Annotated in this window: 9 protein-coding genes; 1 reads left to right on the top strand and 8 read right to left on the bottom strand. The window is 64.7% G+C overall.

Annotated features, from left to right (window positions below):
- Window positions 1-106: 106 nt before the first annotated feature.
- The 4 genes from E5K00_RS03145 to E5K00_RS03130 form a co-directional block, all read right to left on the bottom strand.
- A complete protein-coding gene (locus tag E5K00_RS03145) occupies window positions 107-1,075 on the bottom strand; it encodes a glycoside hydrolase family 43 protein (RefSeq protein ID WP_135461593.1) in 969 nt (322 codons plus the stop codon).
- A gap of 154 nt (window positions 1,076-1,229) precedes the next feature.
- Entirely contained in the window at window positions 1,230-2,627 is a 1,398-nt protein-coding gene (locus E5K00_RS03140) for a glycoside hydrolase family 140 protein (protein WP_135461591.1), read from the bottom strand.
- Window positions 2,628-2,732: 105 nt separating this feature from the next.
- Window positions 2,733-4,391: a pectate lyase family protein gene (locus tag E5K00_RS03135; protein ID WP_135461589.1), complete on the bottom strand. Its 1,659-nt coding sequence runs from the start codon at window positions 4,389-4,391 to the stop codon at window positions 2,733-2,735.
- Between the two features lie 101 nt (window positions 4,392-4,492).
- Window positions 4,493-6,160, bottom strand: coding sequence for a fucose isomerase (locus E5K00_RS03130; protein ID WP_135461587.1), 1,668 nt, complete (start codon window positions 6,158-6,160; stop codon window positions 4,493-4,495).
- A gap of 565 nt (window positions 6,161-6,725) precedes the next feature.
- On the opposite strand from E5K00_RS03130, the gene E5K00_RS03125 reads away from it, so the two are divergent.
- Complete coding sequence (locus E5K00_RS03125) at window positions 6,726-7,619, top strand: AraC family transcriptional regulator (protein WP_135461585.1); 894 nt, start codon at window positions 6,726-6,728, stop codon at window positions 7,617-7,619.
- Window positions 7,620-7,728: 109 nt separating this feature from the next.
- Here E5K00_RS03125 and E5K00_RS03120 read toward each other — a convergent pair whose 3' ends face one another.
- The 4 genes from E5K00_RS03120 to E5K00_RS03105 all read right to left on the bottom strand — a co-directional run bounded on the left by E5K00_RS03120 (window position 7,729) and on the right by E5K00_RS03105 (window position 17,133).
- Window positions 7,729-8,652 carry a dihydrodipicolinate synthase family protein gene (locus tag E5K00_RS03120; protein WP_135461583.1) on the bottom strand — a complete coding sequence of 308 codons (924 nt, stop codon included), beginning with the start codon at window positions 8,650-8,652 and terminating at the stop codon, window positions 7,729-7,731.
- Window positions 8,653-8,718: 66 nt separating this feature from the next.
- Entirely contained in the window at window positions 8,719-10,326 is a 1,608-nt protein-coding gene (locus tag E5K00_RS03115; protein ID WP_135461581.1) for a sodium:solute symporter, read from the bottom strand.
- A 227-nt stretch (window positions 10,327-10,553) separates the two neighbouring features.
- Window positions 10,554-14,135: a malectin domain-containing carbohydrate-binding protein gene (locus E5K00_RS03110; protein WP_135461579.1), complete on the bottom strand. Its 3,582-nt coding sequence runs from the start codon at window positions 14,133-14,135 to the stop codon at window positions 10,554-10,556.
- Between the two features lie 175 nt (window positions 14,136-14,310).
- Window positions 14,311-17,133, bottom strand: coding sequence for a glycoside hydrolase family 95 protein (locus E5K00_RS03105; RefSeq protein ID WP_135461577.1), 2,823 nt, complete (start codon window positions 17,131-17,133; stop codon window positions 14,311-14,313).
- Between the last annotated feature and the right edge of the window lie 57 nt (window positions 17,134-17,190).

Raw genomic sequence — 17,190 nt, 5'->3', positions numbered from 1 at the left:
GTGCGTTCAACGATTCTCGCGTCTGGCACCCCCTCTCCTTTTTCGGAGAGGGGGCCGGGGGGTGAGGCGCCAACGCCAGCGCCGTCCGAAAATGCTATCATCTTACTCATTGATTTCCGCTCGTGGTGGTCGTTGCCGCAGGAGCCGCCGGGGCGCTGCGCAACAGGTACTTCAAAGTCTTGCGCGGCGCCATGAACACGGTACCGTGCTTGTGCCCCGGTGGCACGCTGGTCTGGTTAGAAACGTCGGTGAACGTCTTGAAATCGGCCGTTTTCATCACGCCGAAGCGCTTTTCTTTGTAGGCGTCGTAGTAGATCAGCCACTGCTTATCCGGCAGGGCCAGCACGCTCGGCCCTTCGGTGAAGTTACCTGTGAATGGCTCCGACACGCTGGGAAACGGCCCCAGCGCCGACGGGCCAAAGGCCGCCTTGATGTTGCGCATGGGCCGGGTATTATCCTTCACCACCAGCACGTAATCCTGCGGTCCGCGCGGCACCACCACCGCGTCGATGGCGCTCCAGCCCGGGTCCAGGAACAGCTTGGCGGGCGCAAACGTCCGGAAGTCCCGGGTTGTGGTGTAGTAGAGCCGGTGGTTGTTGTCCTCGTCCTCGATGCCTTTCGCGAAGCGGAACGGAATCGTCGAGGCCCACACGATAAGGTATTGCCGGGTGGGCGCGTCGTAGAAGATTTCCGGGGCCCACACGTTCACGGTCGTGGGCTCGTGGCCCATCACGTCGATGAAGCGCTGCGGTGACCAGTGCACCAGGTCTTTCGAGGAAGCGTAGCCGAAGCCCGTGTCGCCCTTCCAGCCGCAGGTCCAGACCAGGTGGTAGGTGCCGTCGGGCCCGCGCGCGATGCTCGGGTCGCGCATAACCTTGCTGGGGCCAACTTCCGGCTTCAGAAAAATGCGGTTCAGATCCTGCCACTTATAGCCGTCGTAGCTGTAGAGCAGGCGCAGGCCTTCATTGGCCGGCTCGTGAAAGGACGTAAACATGTACGCGTCCGGCGAGCAGGCCGTGAGCAGGACCGCGCCAAGCAGCGGGGTTAGGAAGCGGACGGCTTTGGTTTTGAGCATTGGAAATTTTCAGGTCGTCATTCCGTAAACCTCACCCCCAGCCCCTCTCCTTGGGGAGAGGGGTGCGTTCTGATGTGAGCTGACGTACGATACTATTCGCTCCCCCTTCCTCGCTTGATGCGCGACATCTAAGGAGAGGGGCCGGGGGGTGAGGTTACACCCCATCCAGCACCAGCACCCAGTCGTTGCCGGGTTTCGGCTCGCCGGGCGCGTTGAACTCCTGGGTGCCCTTGTTCGGAAAGGTGCCGATGGCGGTGGTTTTCCCGTCGCGCGGGCTGTACCAGGCGGCCTTGACTTTCGAGCCACTGATTTTGCCCAGGTTCACCTTGATGTTGCGGCCGGTGTAAGTGTACACGAAGGCGTAATTCTTGCCTCGGGTACCAAACAGCCGCTCGTACTTCTCCCCTCCTCCGCCGGCAATCAGCGACTGATCCGGCACCCGCTCGAAGAAGGGCCGCGACAACATCAATTGCTTCAGATACTGCATCTGCGCCGCGCCTGGGGCTTTCAGGGCCGACGACCACAGCTCCGAGGAGCCGTAGGCGCTGCCCTTGTCGAAGGCGCTGTGCATCTGCATCACCGAGTTCTGCCCGTAGGTGTAGCCGAAGGCGCCCGCGAATACCGACCAGTAGCCGTAGCGGCGCACGTCAGCATCAGTCCAGCGGGGTTGGGTGATGTCGTGCAAACCCTGCGGAATGCCCTCGTACGACGGCTCCCCGTCGATGCTCGGCTTCGTCGGTTTCAACTGGTTGTCGACCAGCTGGTAGCGCCAGTTGTCCTCGCCGTAGTGCTTCTTTTCGTTGCGCGAGGTGTCCTGCGCGTAGCGCCGGTGCCCCGACTGATACATATTAAAGTCCAGCCACTTGGCGTTGTGAAACCAGTCCGACGACTGCGTGCGGCCGCGCGGGTGGTAGGTCACCAGGTGGTTCGGGTCGACGGCTTTCAGCGTGCTGCCGATGACGTTCCAGACTTTCAGCGAGTCGGAGCCGGCAATGTCGCCGCCGTTCAGCCAGATGATATTGGGCCGATTCTTATACCGCTCGGCCAGGAAAGTGGCGTAGGCTTTGGCCTGCTGCTGATTGACTTCGCCGCCCTTCACGTTGGTACCCCACACCGGCACCAGGCCCATGTACAGCCCCTTTTTGGCCGCCAGGTCCACGATGTAGTCGACATGGTCCCAGAAGTCGTACTGGGCCGCATCGGTGGGCGCGCTGCCTTTGGTGACGAGCGGCCGAGCCACGTCGGCGCGCACCAGGGCCGAGTCGCCGTACACGTTCACGGCCGGCACCTGGTGCAGCACCATCACCTGAATGACGTTGAAGCCCTTGCGGCGGCGGTCTTCGAGGTAGGTTTCGGCTTCTTCGCGCCTGAGCTTGTTGAAGAGCAGCCAGCCGGTGTCGCCGAGCCAGAAAAAGGGCTTGCCGGCGGCGGTTTGCAGGTAGCGGCCGTTGTCGGACACCCGCAGCGCGTCAGTGGGCGCGGCCGCCGGGGCGGCGGCCAGCAGGCTAAGTGGTAAAAACAGCGCGAGGAAATTTCGGGGCTTAAAAGGCATTGCTTGCGGCTTGGGAGTAAACGCGAAGTTCCACTTCGCGAATCGGCGGGGTTGCGGGGCAGGTGGTCGTTCAACGACCCGCGAAGTGGAGCTTCGCATTACGGCTTACGACTTGCTTTTGCCCGAGCCGGGGCGCACGGCTTGCAGGTTTACGACGCTGTCGAGGTATTCCTCGATGTTGGTGTAGCCGTCCTGGTCCCGGTCCTGGCTGGCGTCGGCGGCATTTTTGGGGTTGAGGCCGTGCTTTTTCTTCCAGTCGTCGGGCATGCCGTCCTGGTCGGCATCTTTATAAGGCGTGCCCTTGTACACGGGGTACCCACCCACCTGGGCCGGGTCGGTGATGATGCCTTGCTTAAACGAATCCGCGGGCAGGCGGCGCTTGATGTAGGGGCTTTTGGCCGCGGGCTGGGCGTCTTTGGCGTACACGATTTTGCCGGTCCGCACTTCCTCCACGATGCGCGCGTCCACGGCGTCGCGCCGGGGCAGCGTGGCGCCCACGTGGGCCAGCACGTACTGGTAGGCTTCCGGGGCGGGCACTACCGTCACGCCCGGCATGGGCAGGGGCTCCGTCAGGCGAATGCCGGCCAGCACTTTCTCCGGCTCGGCCACGTCTTCGAGCTGCACGCCGCCGGCCCAGTTGTCCTTGGTAATCTTGTCGTTGCCTTCCATGACGTTGCCGGCCACGTAGGCCTTGCCGTACACCGCCCCCAGCTGTTTGTCGCGGCTGGCCTCGGGCTTGAGGATGCGGAAGCTGATGGGCTTGTCGAGGGGGGTAATCGGGCCGGGCTTGTAGTAGTTGTTCACGAAGTTGTAGACCGAGCGGTTGTCGCCGCCGTCGGCCGAGCGGTTCCACCAGTTGAACACCACGTTGTTGGCAAAGCCAAAGTCGCCGTACATGCCCACCGAGGGGTTACGGGCAATGTTGTTGGCCCACAAGTTGCGCATAAACGTGCTGTTCAGCCCCCCGATGGTGCTGCCAAAGGCGTGGTTGTAGGTGTCGAGTCCCTCCGAGAAGATGCTGTTCTGAATCGTCACGTTCACCGTGGGCAGCTTGTCGTCCTTGCCCGTTTCGGGGTTGTGGTACACATGGCGGTACATCGACATGTTCTCGTCCAGGCCCCAGGAAGCCGAGACGTGGTCAATCAGGATGTTGCCCACCGGGTTGCCGCCCAGCGCGTCGTCGCGGCGGCCCACCTCGGTAGCCCCGCGCCGAAAGCGCAGAAAGCGAATTACCACGTCGTGGGTGTTGATCCAGACCGACTCGCCGGCCACGCAGACCCCGTCGCCGGGCGCGGTCTGGCCGGCCAGCGTGAGGTAAGGCGCGCGAATGATAATTGGGCTTTGCAAGCGGATGATGCCGGCCACGTTGAAGACCACGATGCGGGCCCCGCCCTGCTCACAGGCCTCGCGCAGCGTGCCCGGCCCGCTGTCGGCCAGGCTGGTCACCACGTACACTTTGCCGCCCCGGCCCCCGAAGGAGTAGGCCCCACCGCCCTCGGCCCCGGCGAAGGCCGGAATTTTGGCCTGGGGCAGATCAGAAGGCTGAGCGGCCCAGGGCACGTAGGGTTTGCCGGCTTTGGCTTCGCGCTCAACGATTGGCAGGGCCTTTTGCCAGGCCGCTTCCGAGCGTTGCTTGGCCTCGTTCAGGGCCGCTTCGGCCTTGGCTTCCACCTCGGGCGGAATGGTGGGGTACTGCGCCCACGCCGGCCGGACCGAAGCGGCGGCAAGGAAAACCAGAGAGCAGAAAGCCAAACGGTGTTTCATCAGAAACGGGGTATTGAGGCAATTGACGATAAGCTCCTTAGCAGAGCCGTGAAACCCGAAGGCGCGGTGGTCGTGCCGGGTGCGGGAAGCGGTGCCGGGGCTTAGCCCGGCAAGGACAGCAGCTGGTGCTTGGCCTTGGCCGCCGCGGGCGTAGTGCCGATAACGTCGCCGCAGAAGTGCACTTCCACGCCCAGCTCGGCCAGGGCCGCGGCCTTGATGCGGCAGGCCTGGTGGGCTTTGGCCTCGTAGGGCGCGTACACCACCTGAATGTGGTTGGCTTTGTGGCGGGCCATCATCTGGTTGCGGTTTACGCCGCGCAGCACGGCGTGCATAATGGGCCATTCGGGGGTGGTAGCCTGCCAGCGCCGCTCGGTTTCGGCGGCGGGCAGCGCCACGGCCTCGCCCACGCCCAGGTCGCAGTGCAGCTTGCCGTCCATCACGTACACCCGGCTCCAGACGATGGAGCCCGGCCGGCTTACGCCCTTGAGGCTGCCCCCGCCGAGGCGGAAGTACATCGGCGGCTGCCGCTCACTGCTGGCGCCCTGGTAGCCTCCCACGAAGTGGGCCGGCGGGGCCGCACCCGAAATCAGGAACAGCCACACGAACTCCTCCCCTTCGCCGGTATCATACAGCTCGCCCCAGCGCAGGTCGTGCAGGGTGGTTTCGCCGGGCAGGCCCAGCTCTTCCCACAGGCGGTAAGTCAGCAGGGCGTCGAGGCCGGCGCATTCGTCGACCTCGTTGAAGTGGGGCAGCGCCTTGCCGGCGTACAGCTCCTGGCCGGCGGCGGAGTACACCGGGGGCCGGTCGGCGTTGTTGAGCAGGCCTTCGACCAGGTCACTGGCCACGGTCAAATCCTTGAGGCCCTGCTGGTACTGGATGCCGATGGTGTCGCAGCCAAACTCGGCAGCCAGGCGCACGGCGGCAATGTACATCTTGCACTGCTCCAGGGTCTGGGCCCGGGTGAGCTGGGTGGCCTCGTCGGTGCCCCAGCTAAACTTCAGGCCCTTGGCCAGCAGCCAGTCGAGCACCTGTTGGGCGTCGGCGTCGGTTACGGTGCGCATGCTGGCGTAGAGCGTGGCCTGGCTCAGGCGCTCCTTGAACACGCCGGTGGGGTGCAGCAGCTCGTCGGGCACAATGGCGTTGTACATGCCCATGCAGCCTTCGTCGAACACGCCCATGATGGCCTTGTGCTGGCGCAGGCGGCGGGCAAAGGCGCGGCCGGTTTGCTCGTCGGCGCTGGGAATGGTGGCCGCCGCGAAGCTTTTCACGTGGCTGGCATCCTGGGCGACGTGGCCCTCGCGCAGCCACTGGCGCAGGCCGGCTTCGAAAAACTCGTCGGTGAAATCCTCGCTCCAGAGGGTGCTGTAGGTCACGCCGGCCTTGGTCAGGCAGCCGTTCAGGTTGAGCATGCCTACCAGCCCGGGCCACTGCCCGCTCCAGTTGGCCACCGTCAGAATAGGCCCCTGGTGGGTGGTGAGGCCGGCCAGCACGTGGTGCGAGTACTGCCACACGCTTTCGGCCACGATGAGCGGCTGGTGCGGGTCGATGCCGCGAAACACGTCCATGCCCATCTTCTGGGAGTCGATGAAGCCGTGCTGCTTGGCGGGGTCGTAGGGGTGGGCGCGCCGCACGCTGTAGCCCTGGCGGGCCAGGGCGGCGCTCAGCTGGGCTTCCATGGCCTGCTGGGCGGCCCAGCAATTCTGATTGGCGGCCAGGCGCAGGTCGCCGCTGGCCACTAACACTATTTCTTGGGGGGTAACGGGAGCCACGGCTTGCTGCTGGTTAAAAGGTACACGAGAAGGACGGCGGGCAGCGGCGGTAAAAGTCCCACTGCAGCCCGCCCGCCCGGTTTTTCCGGCGGCAGACAGCCACCGGGTCAGGTGGGCCGGCCACCGAAAAAATCTCTGTAACAAATATGCCGGACCCGGGCACGGCGTCTCTCCGGGTTCTTAGCTACTTAGTATAGGATGTTAGCATAGCGCCGATTTGCGGCGGCAGCGGCCCGGTTCGGCTGGGTGTCGAGGGCCGGCCGGCGGCGTGAGTAGCGGCTCACCGGTTTGGGGGGCGGTTGTGGGGCGCCTCCCGGGGCCGAGCAGTAGACTACAGGAGAGTTGGGGTGAAATACGCTGATACATTAGTGACCACACACTGCCACTGAAGCTGGTCGTTTCCCTCTTCTCCGGCCGTTTTCACCCAGGATAAGATCCTAGAGTAGCCCCCTGGGGGGCTGCGCTGATCCGGGGGACGGGACGGAGAAACACCAGCAGCTCGTGAAGGTGTGGCTCGGCGGCGGGGTCAGCGGCTCCGTTTTTCTCCACTCTTAGCTTCCCACCCATGAAAGCGCACTTCCACAAAGTCCCGGTCAGCACCCAGAGCTCCTTCAGCATCCGCCACGACCGGAAGCCCAACTTCGGCACCACCTGGCACTACCACCCCGAGCTGGAGCTGCACTACGTTATCCGGGGCGAGGGCGTGCGCCTGATCGGCGACAACATCAGCAACTTCTCCTCCGGCGAGATTATTCTGCTCGGGGCCAACCTGCCCCACACCTGGCGCTGCAACGAGGAGTATTTCCAGTATAACCCCGAGCTGGAAGTTGAGGCCATCGTCATTCAGTTTCTGCCCGAGTGCCTGGGCCGCTACCTGCTGGGCTTGCCCGAGGCCTACCTCATCCCGAAGCTGTTCGAGAAAGCCAAGAGCGGCCTGATTATCGACGGGGAGGCCAAGGCCCGCCTGGCCCCACTAATGCACGCGGCCGTGCAGGCCACCGACCTGGACCGCATCATCATCTTTCTGTCGATTCTGAAAATCATTTCCGAAACGTCGGAAATCCAGACCATTGCCGCCGAGCACCACGCCTTCAAGCAGAGCAACGAGTCGGATGCCCAGCGCATCAACAAGGTGTGCAACTACACGCTGTCGAACTACAAAAAGGAAATTACCCTCGACGAAATTGCTTCGATCAGTAATTTAAGCGTGACGTCTTTCTGCCGGTATTTCAAGCTGATAACCAAGAAAACGTACTACGACTTCCTCATCGAAATCCGCATCAGCCAGGCCTGCCGCCTGCTCATCGAGGACAAGATGCCCACCGAGGTTATCTGCTTCGAGTGCGGCTTCAACAACGTGTCGAACTTCTACCGGCACTTCAAGAAAATCACGAAGATGACCCCGCTGGAATACAAGCGCAAGTACCTGCACAGCTACCGGGAGCTGGCCGCAGCCTAAGCAAACCTGCAGAAAAGGTGAGAGACAGAACGGCCGCCGTCAGCATTGACGGCGGCCGTTCTGTCTCTCACCTTTTTGTATCCTTCCCCCGCACGTTCCTCCGTGTTTCCTACGCCAGCTCCAGGCTGCGGCTCAGCGTGAGGTAGTCGCCGCTGAGGGCTTCGACGCCCTGGCGCACGGCGCTGGTAAAGCTGCCCACCTGCCGGCGCGTGAAGGTCGAAATGTCGATGCCGCGCTGCTTGAGCGAATATTTGGCCGCAATGGGATACACGTGGTGCATCACGTCCATGTTGCGGATGAAAAACTGCTGCACCTCGGCCACTTCCTGCTGCAAATGCGGCTGGTCGTAGTTGGCGCAGAGCCACACGATGAGCTCGGGGAAGAAGTTGCCCTGAATGCAGGACAAGCCCGCCGCCCCGGCCCGCAGCGAGTCTACGGCGTGGCCCATGTAGGCGTCGTAGAGGCCGAAGGGGTGGCCCTGGGCCGCCGCCAGTTTGGCCTGCACCTGCTTGATGTCCAGGCAAGTATCCTTGTGGTAGATAACGCGGCCGGTATCCACGAACTGGCCCAGCTGCCGGGCCGAGAGCAGGCGCTTGTAGGGCTCGGGGCACTCGTAGAAGCCCAGCGGAATGCCCGGCGTCCAGTCGAGCAGGCGAAACACCCGCTCGTCGAACACGGCGTCGGACTCGGACTGAGCCGCCAGCAGGCCGGTAATGACGATGACGGCCTCGGTGCCGGCCTCGTAGACCTGCTTGACGAAGTCGGCCTGGGCACCCAGGGTGCCGGCGAAGGTGCCGGTGGCCACCACCGGCACGGCCCCGTTTACCACCCCGACGATGTGGCGGATGCTTTGCAGGCGCTCCTGGGCGCTGAGCTCGAACATCTCGCTCGACAAGCAGTTGGCAAACAAACCCGAGGCCCCGGCCCGCAGGTACAGCTCCGTCAGGCGCGTGAGGGCCGGATAATCAATTTGCCCGTCGCTTTGAAAGGGCATGAGCATGACCGGGACAAATCCTTTGCGTGATTTTTCCATCTTCTTAAACCGGATGTAGTAGGCAGATGGGCAGCCCGTTAGCGGCGGCCCGATGATAGCGCGGGGCTAGTGATACACGGACTGTTCAGTGGAAGGCAGCGCCGCCGACTCGGGCCGGGACCGGGAGCCGCGCAGGCGGGTGAAGAGCAGGCCCAGCAGGAAGATGGTAAGCGTGCCGACCACGATAATCATGCTTTTGTGCAGAGGGTTGCGGAAGGCGGCCAGCTCGGCGGGCAGCTTGCCCGAAAACGTCATCCAGAGAATGACCAGCACCCCGATAATGGTGGCGGTGAGGGCCTCGTGGTTGCGGGTCTGGCGGCTGACGACGGCCAGCAGAAACAAGCCCAGCATGCCGGCGGCAAAGATGCCCGACAGCTCCCACCACACGTCCAGCACGCTTTTCACCCCAATCATGGCAATGCCGGTGCCCATGCCCAGCAGGCCCACCACCACCGTACCCAGGTGCAGCACCCGCATGGTCTGGCGCATGCTGAGCGGGCTGCGGTGGAAATACCGCTCGTAGATGTCGGCGGTAAACACCGTGGCCGAGGCGTTCATGCCCGAGCTGATGGTGCTCATGGCCGCCGCCAAGATGGCCGACACAATCAGGCCCACGAAGCCCGAGGGAATCTTGGTGACCATGAAGTGAGGCATAACTTTGTCGCCGTAGTCGGCGGGCAGCAGCCGGGCCGCAGCCTGGCTGATTTCGGCGGCCGAGGCCATGAGGGGCAGCTTTTCGGCGGCCACTTTCAGCTTCACGGCCTCAATCAGCTCGGGGTGCACCTGGTAGTAGGCAAACAGGGCCGCACCAATCACGAAAAACAGCAGCGACGCCGGCACGTACAGCCACACGCACAGCCAGATCGACTTGGACGCCTGCCGGGCCGAAGCCGCCGTGTGGTAGCGCTGCACGTAGTTCTGGTCGACGCCGAAGTTGTTGAGGTTGATGAAAAAGCCGTAGAGCAGCACCACCCAGAACGTCGACTGGGTGAGGTCGGGGCTGAAGCCGCCCAAACTGAACTTGTCGTGCTGCTCGCCGATGCTGACCACCCGGGCCAGACCGCCGGGCAGGTTGTCGACAATCAGGTAGAGAATCAGCAGGGCCCCGAAGGTTTTGATGACGCCCTGCACCACCTCGGTCCAGATAACGGCCTCAATGCCGCCCAGCACGGTGTAGACGATGATGCAGATGCCGGTGACGAGCATAATCAGCTCCATCGACAGGCCGGTAAGGGCCTGCAGCGTGAGGGCAATGCCGAAAAAGATGGAGCCGATGCGGGCCAGCTGCGTGAGCAGAAAGCAGACCACCGCGTAGGTGCGGGCCCAGCTGCCGAAACGGTGCTCGAGGTGAGTATAGGCCGATATTTCGCCGGTGCTGCGGTAAAATGGTACAAAGTAGCGGGCTGCCACCCAGGCCGCCAGCGGCATCGAGAGGCTGAAGACAAAGGCGTTCCAGTTGGTACCAAACGCCTTGCCGGGCACGCCCAGAAAGGTGTTGCTGCTCAGGAACGTCGCGTAAATCGACATGCCGATGGCCCAGCCCGGAATAGAGCCCGAAGCGCTGGAGTACTGCTCCGGATTCACGTTTTTCCGGGCGAAATACACCCCCACGGCCACCATTGCCACCAGGTAGAGGGCAATAATGACCAGGTCAAGAACTCGCAGATTGCTCATAAGACAAACTTTGCTGAAATGCCGCGAATTGTCGCCTTGTGCCGGGGTGAATTACTATCTACAAAGCTAGCCGCCGCCGCCACGGCGTCCGTGTATGATTTTCCCCTCCTATTGTAGCATCTTGGCTTCTGATTGGTAGTTGTCAGTTGTTCGTTGTTCGTTGTCAGTTGTTAGTTCGTTCTGGTTTGTGTCGTTCCTAACAACTGACAACTACCAACTACGAACAGCTACTGCACCTCCAGGCCCGACACGCTCAGGCCGGCCGCGTCGGTGGCCGTGAAGCGTATCCGGTAGCTGCCCGCGTTAATCATGGTGCCGGTAGACGAGGCCAGGTAGTTCCACTTGCCGGGCTTGGAGGGCAGCAGCACCATGGCTTCCGTGCGCAGCAGCGTGCCGTCGGCGGCGGCTACCGTGAGCTGGCCGGCGAGCGGGCGGGTGAGCTGGTTGGCGTAGCGCAACGTCAGGGAATACGTATCGGCCACGCCCACCTGAATGGTCCACTCCACGGCCCCGCCGGCGGCTTCCCGGAAGGAAATGCTTTCCTTGCCGTGCACCGTTTCGCGGGCCATGCCCGCGCCCGAGGTGCGGGCCACGGCCGGCTTGTAGCCCGTCACCGACTTCAAATCATACGCCGGCTCGATGGTCGTGGCGCGGCTCACGGCCACCAGGTACGGCCGCGCGTCCGGGGTGCTGCTGTTCGGGCCGAGCGGCACCAGCACGCCAGCTGGGAACCGCTGGCGGTACACCCGGTACTGGCGGCCGCCGGCTTCGTTGGTTTCGAGCGTGGTCTTGGTGTCTTCGTACTGTTTGAGCCAGGCCGGCAGCGTAGCCTTACCATCCAGCGCGATATACACATCGGCCGGGGCGCTAACGCGGAAGGTGGCGCGGGACTGCCCGGCGGTGGTGGCCGGAATGACGAGCGGGCCGCGCAGCCACTCGGCCCCGTACAGCGCCGAAGGCAGCTTGCTGAACGCCACCGGCGAATCGGTGTAAGGCTGGGTGCCGGTATCGAGCCAGGTTTCGGCTGTCCACTGCCCGGCGGCGGCGTCAGCCGATTTCAGGTCGATGATGACGGGTTGCGGAGCCGGGGCAGGCTTGGCATTCGCATCGAGGCTGGCAATGGCAATGGCCGAAATAAGCGCCTGCCCGGAGGCCACCCGCGGAAACGACACGACCAGCTCCCCGTTCACCACCCGGACCGGCACGGTCTTTTTCAACGCCTGGTCGTGGCCGGCTTCGCGCCAGATGTCCAGGTCGCGGAGCACGGTTTCGTTATTCAGAGCCACGTCGAACTGTCGCCAGCCGGTGCCGTCCAGGCCGCCGCCGGTGCCCAGCCAGGGTTCCACGAAGTAGAGCTCCACCAGATACTCGCCGTTGGGCAGCGGAAACGAGTAGCGCAGCTTGTCGCGCCCGTAGCGGAAGCTCTGGAACAGCGGCCAGTCGCGGGTGCCGCCGATGGGGTCTTGGGTGCGGCGCTGGCTGGCAAAGAACGGCGCGAGGCCGGGAAAGTCGCGGGTCCAGGACTCCGAGCCCCAGGTACCGGGGCCGGAACGGGGCTGGTCGGCCAGCCAGCGGCTGCCGTGCTCGTCCACGTACGCGGGGCCGCCGCAGTTCACGCGGTAGAGGTAATTATAGCCGGGCGCGGGCCTGGTAAGCGGTTTACTGCCGGTCAGTAGCTGGTCAAAATGGGGCGCCGGGGGCAGGTGGTGCAGCACCAGCACGTCGCGGGCCACGGGCTTGCCGGCCACGTAGCCCACGGCCCGGAGCACGTTGTAGCGCACCTCTACCCCATCCCACTGAAAATGCGTGCCGACGCCGCCCCGAGTTTTGCGCCCCAGCGACAAGCCGTTCACGTCGTTGAACAGCTCCACCTCGTCGCAGTTGGAATACACCACCAAACCATCCTTGTTGCCCGGCGTCAGCCACCGGTCGGGCCAGGTGTGGGAAGCCAGGTACACCATCGGCTCGGTGGCCTTGGGCGCGTAGTTGGCCCGGAACATGTAAAACGCGTCGGTGGGCTCCTCCCAGGGCGCGAGCAGGCCCTTGTAATTCACCGGTCCAATCCGGTCCAGCTCGCGCTGCCCCTCCCCGCCCTGCACCCGGCCGGGGTTGTCGTGGGAAGTCAGCAGCCAGAAGAAATGGCCGGCGGTTTTGTCGCGGGCGGCTTCGGCCAGCCGCACTTTCAGCTCCATGAGCTGGGTAAACCGGTCTTCGCTGAACGGGCCGCCGTTGAGTACGGGCGGGCCTTCGGCGTGCAGATCGAGGGTGCGCCAGGCGCCGTACTCGCCGATGAGCACCTGCCGCGCCACATCGGCGGCGTACAGGCTGGGGTCGCCGCCGTAGGTGCCGGTCCAGTTCTGGGGCACGTCCCAGTCGGTGCCCTGGCCGCCGTTGCAGGTCGTCACTTTCCGCTCCCGCGAGGCCGTGGGGTCGAGCTGGCGGATGAGGGCCGTGCATTCGCGGGCAAAGTCTTCGGGCAGAGTGCTTTCGTTTTCCAGGCCCCAGAGCACGGCCGAGGGCGAGTTGCGCCGCTCCTTGACCCAATCAGTCAGCAGGGTTTTAAAGTTTTGGCGAAACTGCGGCGTGTCGTACCAGACGTGGGCCGCCAGCTGGGGCCACCAGAGCACGCCCAGCGAGTCCCAGTTGGCCTGGTAGCGCAGGTTGTGGGGCTGGTGCGCGTCGCGGAAGGCGTTGAAGCCGGCGGCCCGCAGCTGCCGCACGCGGGTGCGGATCTGCGCGGCCGTGAAGGCGTGGCTCTGGCCCAGCAGGTGCTCGTATTCGGCTATGCCGTTGATAAACACCGGCTGGCCGTTCAGCAAAAACTGTTTCTGCCCGGCGGCTGCCGCTCGGCCAATCGGCCAGCTGATCCAGCGGATGCCGTAGGGCGTGGTCAGCTCATCCAGCGGCTGGCGGCCCTTGCTGACGCGCGTCACGAGGCGGTACAGGTAGGGGTCGGGCAACGACCAGAGGTGGGGCTGCGGCAAGGCCGGCAGCTGCTGGTGCAGCTCAGTGGCGGTGCCGGCGGCCAGCTTTTGCCGGGTTTGCACCTGGGCCACCACCCGGCCCTGCCGGTCGAGCAGTTGGTTGAGCACCGTGAGCGTCGCGGGCTGGCGGCCGTAGTTTTTCACTTCGGTTGTCACGTTCAGCCGGGCGCGTTGGGCCGACAGCGTCGAATCGGCCCAGACGTGCACGCCAAAGGGCTGAATGCGGACGGCATTCGTAATGAGCAACGACACCGGCCGGAAGATGCCCAGGGGCTGGGAGCCTTCGGAAAAGCCCCGCTCCTCGGAGCAGCCCCCGCACACCCAGGGCAGGTCCTGAATGCCGGCGGGGTGGTCGGCGCGCACGGCCAGCACGTTGGGCTGGCCCCCGAGGCGAATAGCGGCGGTGACGTCGAGGGTAAACGTGGTGCGCCCCCCAGCGTGCTGGCCGACGAGCCGGCCGTTGAGCCAGACGGTAGCGTAAGAGCCCACACCCTCAAAAAACAGGAAGTACTGCCGGCCCGGTTGCGCCGCCGGCCCCGAAAAAGTGTTGCGGTACCAGGCGTAGCCGTGGCGGTTGCCGTGGCGCTGTCGGCGGTAGCCCTCGTAGGCGTCCCAGTTGTGGGGCACGGCCACCGGTTGCCACGCCGTATCGTCGAATCCGGCCCGCTCGAAGCCGTTGTGCGCCTGCTGGTTGTTGTCGTCGGCCACGCTGCGCCAGTTGTCATTCAGCGGAATTTCCGTGCGCAGGGCAGCCTGGCCTGCCGCTGGAGTTGTCGGCAGCAAGCAAGTAAGCAACAGCAGAAGCGGCAGAAAAAGGCGGGGCATGGCAAGTAGGTTGTTACTAGAAGCTAGCTCCCCTCCTCAGATGAGGAGGGGCTGAGGGTGGTTGACATGTCAGAACGATACTAGAACTAGCGCATAGCTTCTAAAGTCGTTCTGCGGTTTTTACCACCCCTAGCCCACGCCGCTTGATGCGCGGAATTTGAAAAAAGGCGGGAAACTAGTTTTTAGCGGCGTTTTTGGGCTGTAAATCATCCGTTAGCGAGTAGGTTTTTCCTTTTTTCGTGCTCAGAATGAGCTTTTTGTTGCCGTAGCGCACCTCGCAGGGCCCACCGGCTTCCGAGGTAATGTCGGCCCGCCGGAGCCGGCCCCGCTCCCACTGCAGATTCACCAGGAAGCCACCCCGGGCGCGCAGGCCCCGGATGCTGCCGCCGGGCCAGGCCGTGGGCAGGGCGGGCAGCAGGTCGAGGTAGCCGGCGTGGCTTTGCAGCAGCATTTCGGCCATGCCGGCCGCCCCGCCGAAGTTGCCGTCAATCTGAAACGGCGGGTGGGCGTCGAACAGGTTTTTATAGACTCCGCCCTGCTCCGGGCCGGTGGCGTTGTCGGCCGGGGAAAGCAGCTTTTCCAGTATACGCAGGGCGTGGTTGCCGTCCTTGAAGCGGGCCCAGAGGTTGACTTTCCAGGCCAGGCTCCAGCCCGTGCCCTCGTCGCCGCGCTGCACAAGCGAGGTTTGGGCCGCCTGCATCAGCTTGGTATTCTGCCAAGTAATATCAGTGCCCGGAAACACGCCCCACAGGTGCGAGACGTGGCGGTGGGTGTCCTGGGGGTCGTCTTTGTCTTCGAGCCACTCCTGGAGCTGCCCGTGCCGCCCAATCTGGTTGGGGGCCAGCTGCCGGGCTTTTTCGGCGAGTTGTTGGCCCAGCTCCACGTCCACGCCCAGCACCTCGGCGGCCCGGCTGGTGGTCAGCAGCAGCTCCCGGATAATCTGGTGGTCCATGGTGGGGCCGGCCACCAGGCCCCCGTGCTCGGGCGAGTTGGACGGCGTGCTGATCAGCCAGCCGGTGCGCGGGTCTTTCACCAGGAAATCCTGAAAAAACAGGGCTGCCTGCCTGAGCACGGGGTAGTTGCGGCGCAGAAACTCCCGGTCCTGAGTGAACTGGTAATGCTCCCACACGGGCTGGGTCAGCCAGGCCGCGCCCGTTACCCAGATGCCGTGGTTGGCGGCGTTGATGGGGGCCGTGCCGCGCCAGAGGTCGGTGTTGTGGTGCAGCACCCAGCCCCGGGCGTCGTAGTAATCCTTGGCCGTGGCCTGCCCCGCCTCGGCGGCCTCGCTGATCAGCTGGAACAGCGGCCCGGTGCAGGCCGACAAATTCAGCAGCTCGGCGGGCCAGTAGTTCATCTGCAGGTTGATGTTGGTGGTGTACTTGCTGCCCCAGGCCGGCGTCAGGGACTCGTTCCAGAGGCCCTGCAAGTTGGCCGCCTGCCCGCCGGCGCGGGAGGCGGAAATCAGCAGATAGCGGCCGTACTGCAGGTAGAGGGCCAGCAAGGCCGGGTCGGCGGCGGCGCTGAACTGCCGGATTCGCTCGTCGGTCGGCAGCTTTTCGTTCGGGGTGTGGCCCAGGTCCACGGCCAGGCTATTGAACAGGCGCTGGTAGTCGCGCAGGTGCTCCCGCTGGAGCGCGGCGAAGCTTTGGCCGCTCACGCCCCGCATGAAGTCGGCGGCCCGTTTTTCGGGGTCGGCGCCGGTGTGCTGGTAGTCCTCGAAGTTGGTGGCGGCGGTCAGGTAGAGCGTCACTTCGTCGGCCCCGTCCACCTGAATTTGCTCATCGGTTACCGTCACGCGGCCTTGGCTGGCGGCCACGCGCAGGTAGCTCACGCCGCGCAGCACCCCGTCGCGCACCCGCACGGCCAGGGCCAGCGTATGATCGTCGACGCGGTAGGTGCGGCGCTGCTGGTGCGGGCTGGCGAAGCGGGCCCTGAACGTCAGGCGGCCCCGCGCGCCGGCGCTCAGACGCCCGACAATGGCGTTGCGCGGAGCGCTGGCAAAGTACTCCCGCATGAAGGGCACCCCGTTCTGCTTATAACTCGTGACCGTCTCGGCCCGGTCGAGGTGCAGCCGCCGCACGTACGAGCTGGCCTCCGCCGACGGGAAGTCCAGCAGCACGTCGCCGAAGGGCTGGTAGGAAGCCTGGTAGGTGGGCGTCAGCGGCGGGTTCTGGTCCTGCACCCAGTACTGCCAGGCCGGGTTCAGGGCCACGCCGGTGGCCGGGTCGGCCGCTTCGGGGTAGACCACGAATACCGGCTGCTGCTCCTTCACCCCGATCAGCCCGCCCTTATCGTAGTAGTTGATGACCTGAATCAGCACCTCGTTGCGGCCGGGTTTGAGCGCCGCCGCGGGCACCCGGTAGCGCCGCTTCTTGCTGATGCCCTCGTCGGTGCCGATGAGCTGGCCGTTGACGTAGGTCAGGTCCTGGTCGCGGATGCGGCCCAGGCTCAGGGTGAGGTCTTTGCCGGCCCAGGCGGCGGGCAGCTCGAAGCTGGTGCGCAGCCACACGGCCCCGTCGAGGCCATCGAGGCCGGCGGCCTCCCAGCCGTTGGCCGTCGGAATGCGGATGGGCTGCCAACCGGAGGCGGCCAGCGCCTGCGGGGCGGTTACGGCCTTTATTTGCTGCAGCCAGGCGGCCTTCAATTGCTCGTAGCCGTCCTCGTGGTCCCGCAGGCCCAGGAAGTGCCGGGTAGCCAGGGCTTCGGCCTCGGCCTGCTTGCCCTGGGCCAGCAGCGCCCGGATCTGGGGCAGGTACCGGGCCGCGCCGGGGCGGTTGTAGTTGCGGGGCCGGCCGGTCCAGAGGGTGGCTTCGTTGAACTGCACCCGCTCCTGCCCCACGCCGCCGAATACCATGGCGCCCAGCCGGCCGTTGCCCAGCGGCAGCGCGTCGGTCCACTTCTCGGCGGGCCGCTGGTACCACAGCGTCAGGGGCTGCTGGGCCCGGGCGGGGCCGATGAGGTTTAGCCAGGTAAGGAGCAGGATGGACAGGCGGAGCATGTAGGAGCAGACGAGTGGAGCCCGCAGAGGGCGCGGAAGAAACGCGGAAGACGCAGC

The sequence above is a fragment of the Hymenobacter aquaticus genome (genome assembly GCF_004765605.1).
Lineage (GTDB): Bacteria > Bacteroidota > Bacteroidia > Cytophagales > Hymenobacteraceae > Hymenobacter > Hymenobacter aquaticus.
Note: the sequence above shows the minus strand (reverse complement) of the source record. Positions and strands in the feature narration are given on the sequence as shown.

Coding starts and splice junctions, on each gene's coding strand:
- E5K00_RS03145 (WP_135461593.1), bottom strand. CDS start 1,075: ATGCTCAAAACCAAAGCCGTCCGCTTCCTAACCCCGCTGCTTGGCGCG.
- E5K00_RS03140 (WP_135461591.1), bottom strand. CDS start 2,627: ATGCCTTTTAAGCCCCGAAATTTCCTCGCGCTGTTTTTACCACTTAGC.
- E5K00_RS03135 (WP_135461589.1), bottom strand. CDS start 4,391: ATGAAACACCGTTTGGCTTTCTGCTCTCTGGTTTTCCTTGCCGCCGCT.
- E5K00_RS03125 (WP_135461585.1), top strand. CDS start 6,726: ATGAAAGCGCACTTCCACAAAGTCCCGGTCAGCACCCAGAGCTCCTTC.
- E5K00_RS03120 (WP_135461583.1), bottom strand. CDS start 8,652: ATGGAAAAATCACGCAAAGGATTTGTCCCGGTCATGCTCATGCCCTTT.
- E5K00_RS03115 (WP_135461581.1), bottom strand. CDS start 10,326: ATGAGCAATCTGCGAGTTCTTGACCTGGTCATTATTGCCCTCTACCTG.
- E5K00_RS03110 (WP_135461579.1), bottom strand. CDS start 14,135: ATGCCCCGCCTTTTTCTGCCGCTTCTGCTGTTGCTTACTTGCTTGCTG.
- E5K00_RS03105 (WP_135461577.1), bottom strand. CDS start 17,133: ATGCTCCGCCTGTCCATCCTGCTCCTTACCTGGCTAAACCTCATCGGC.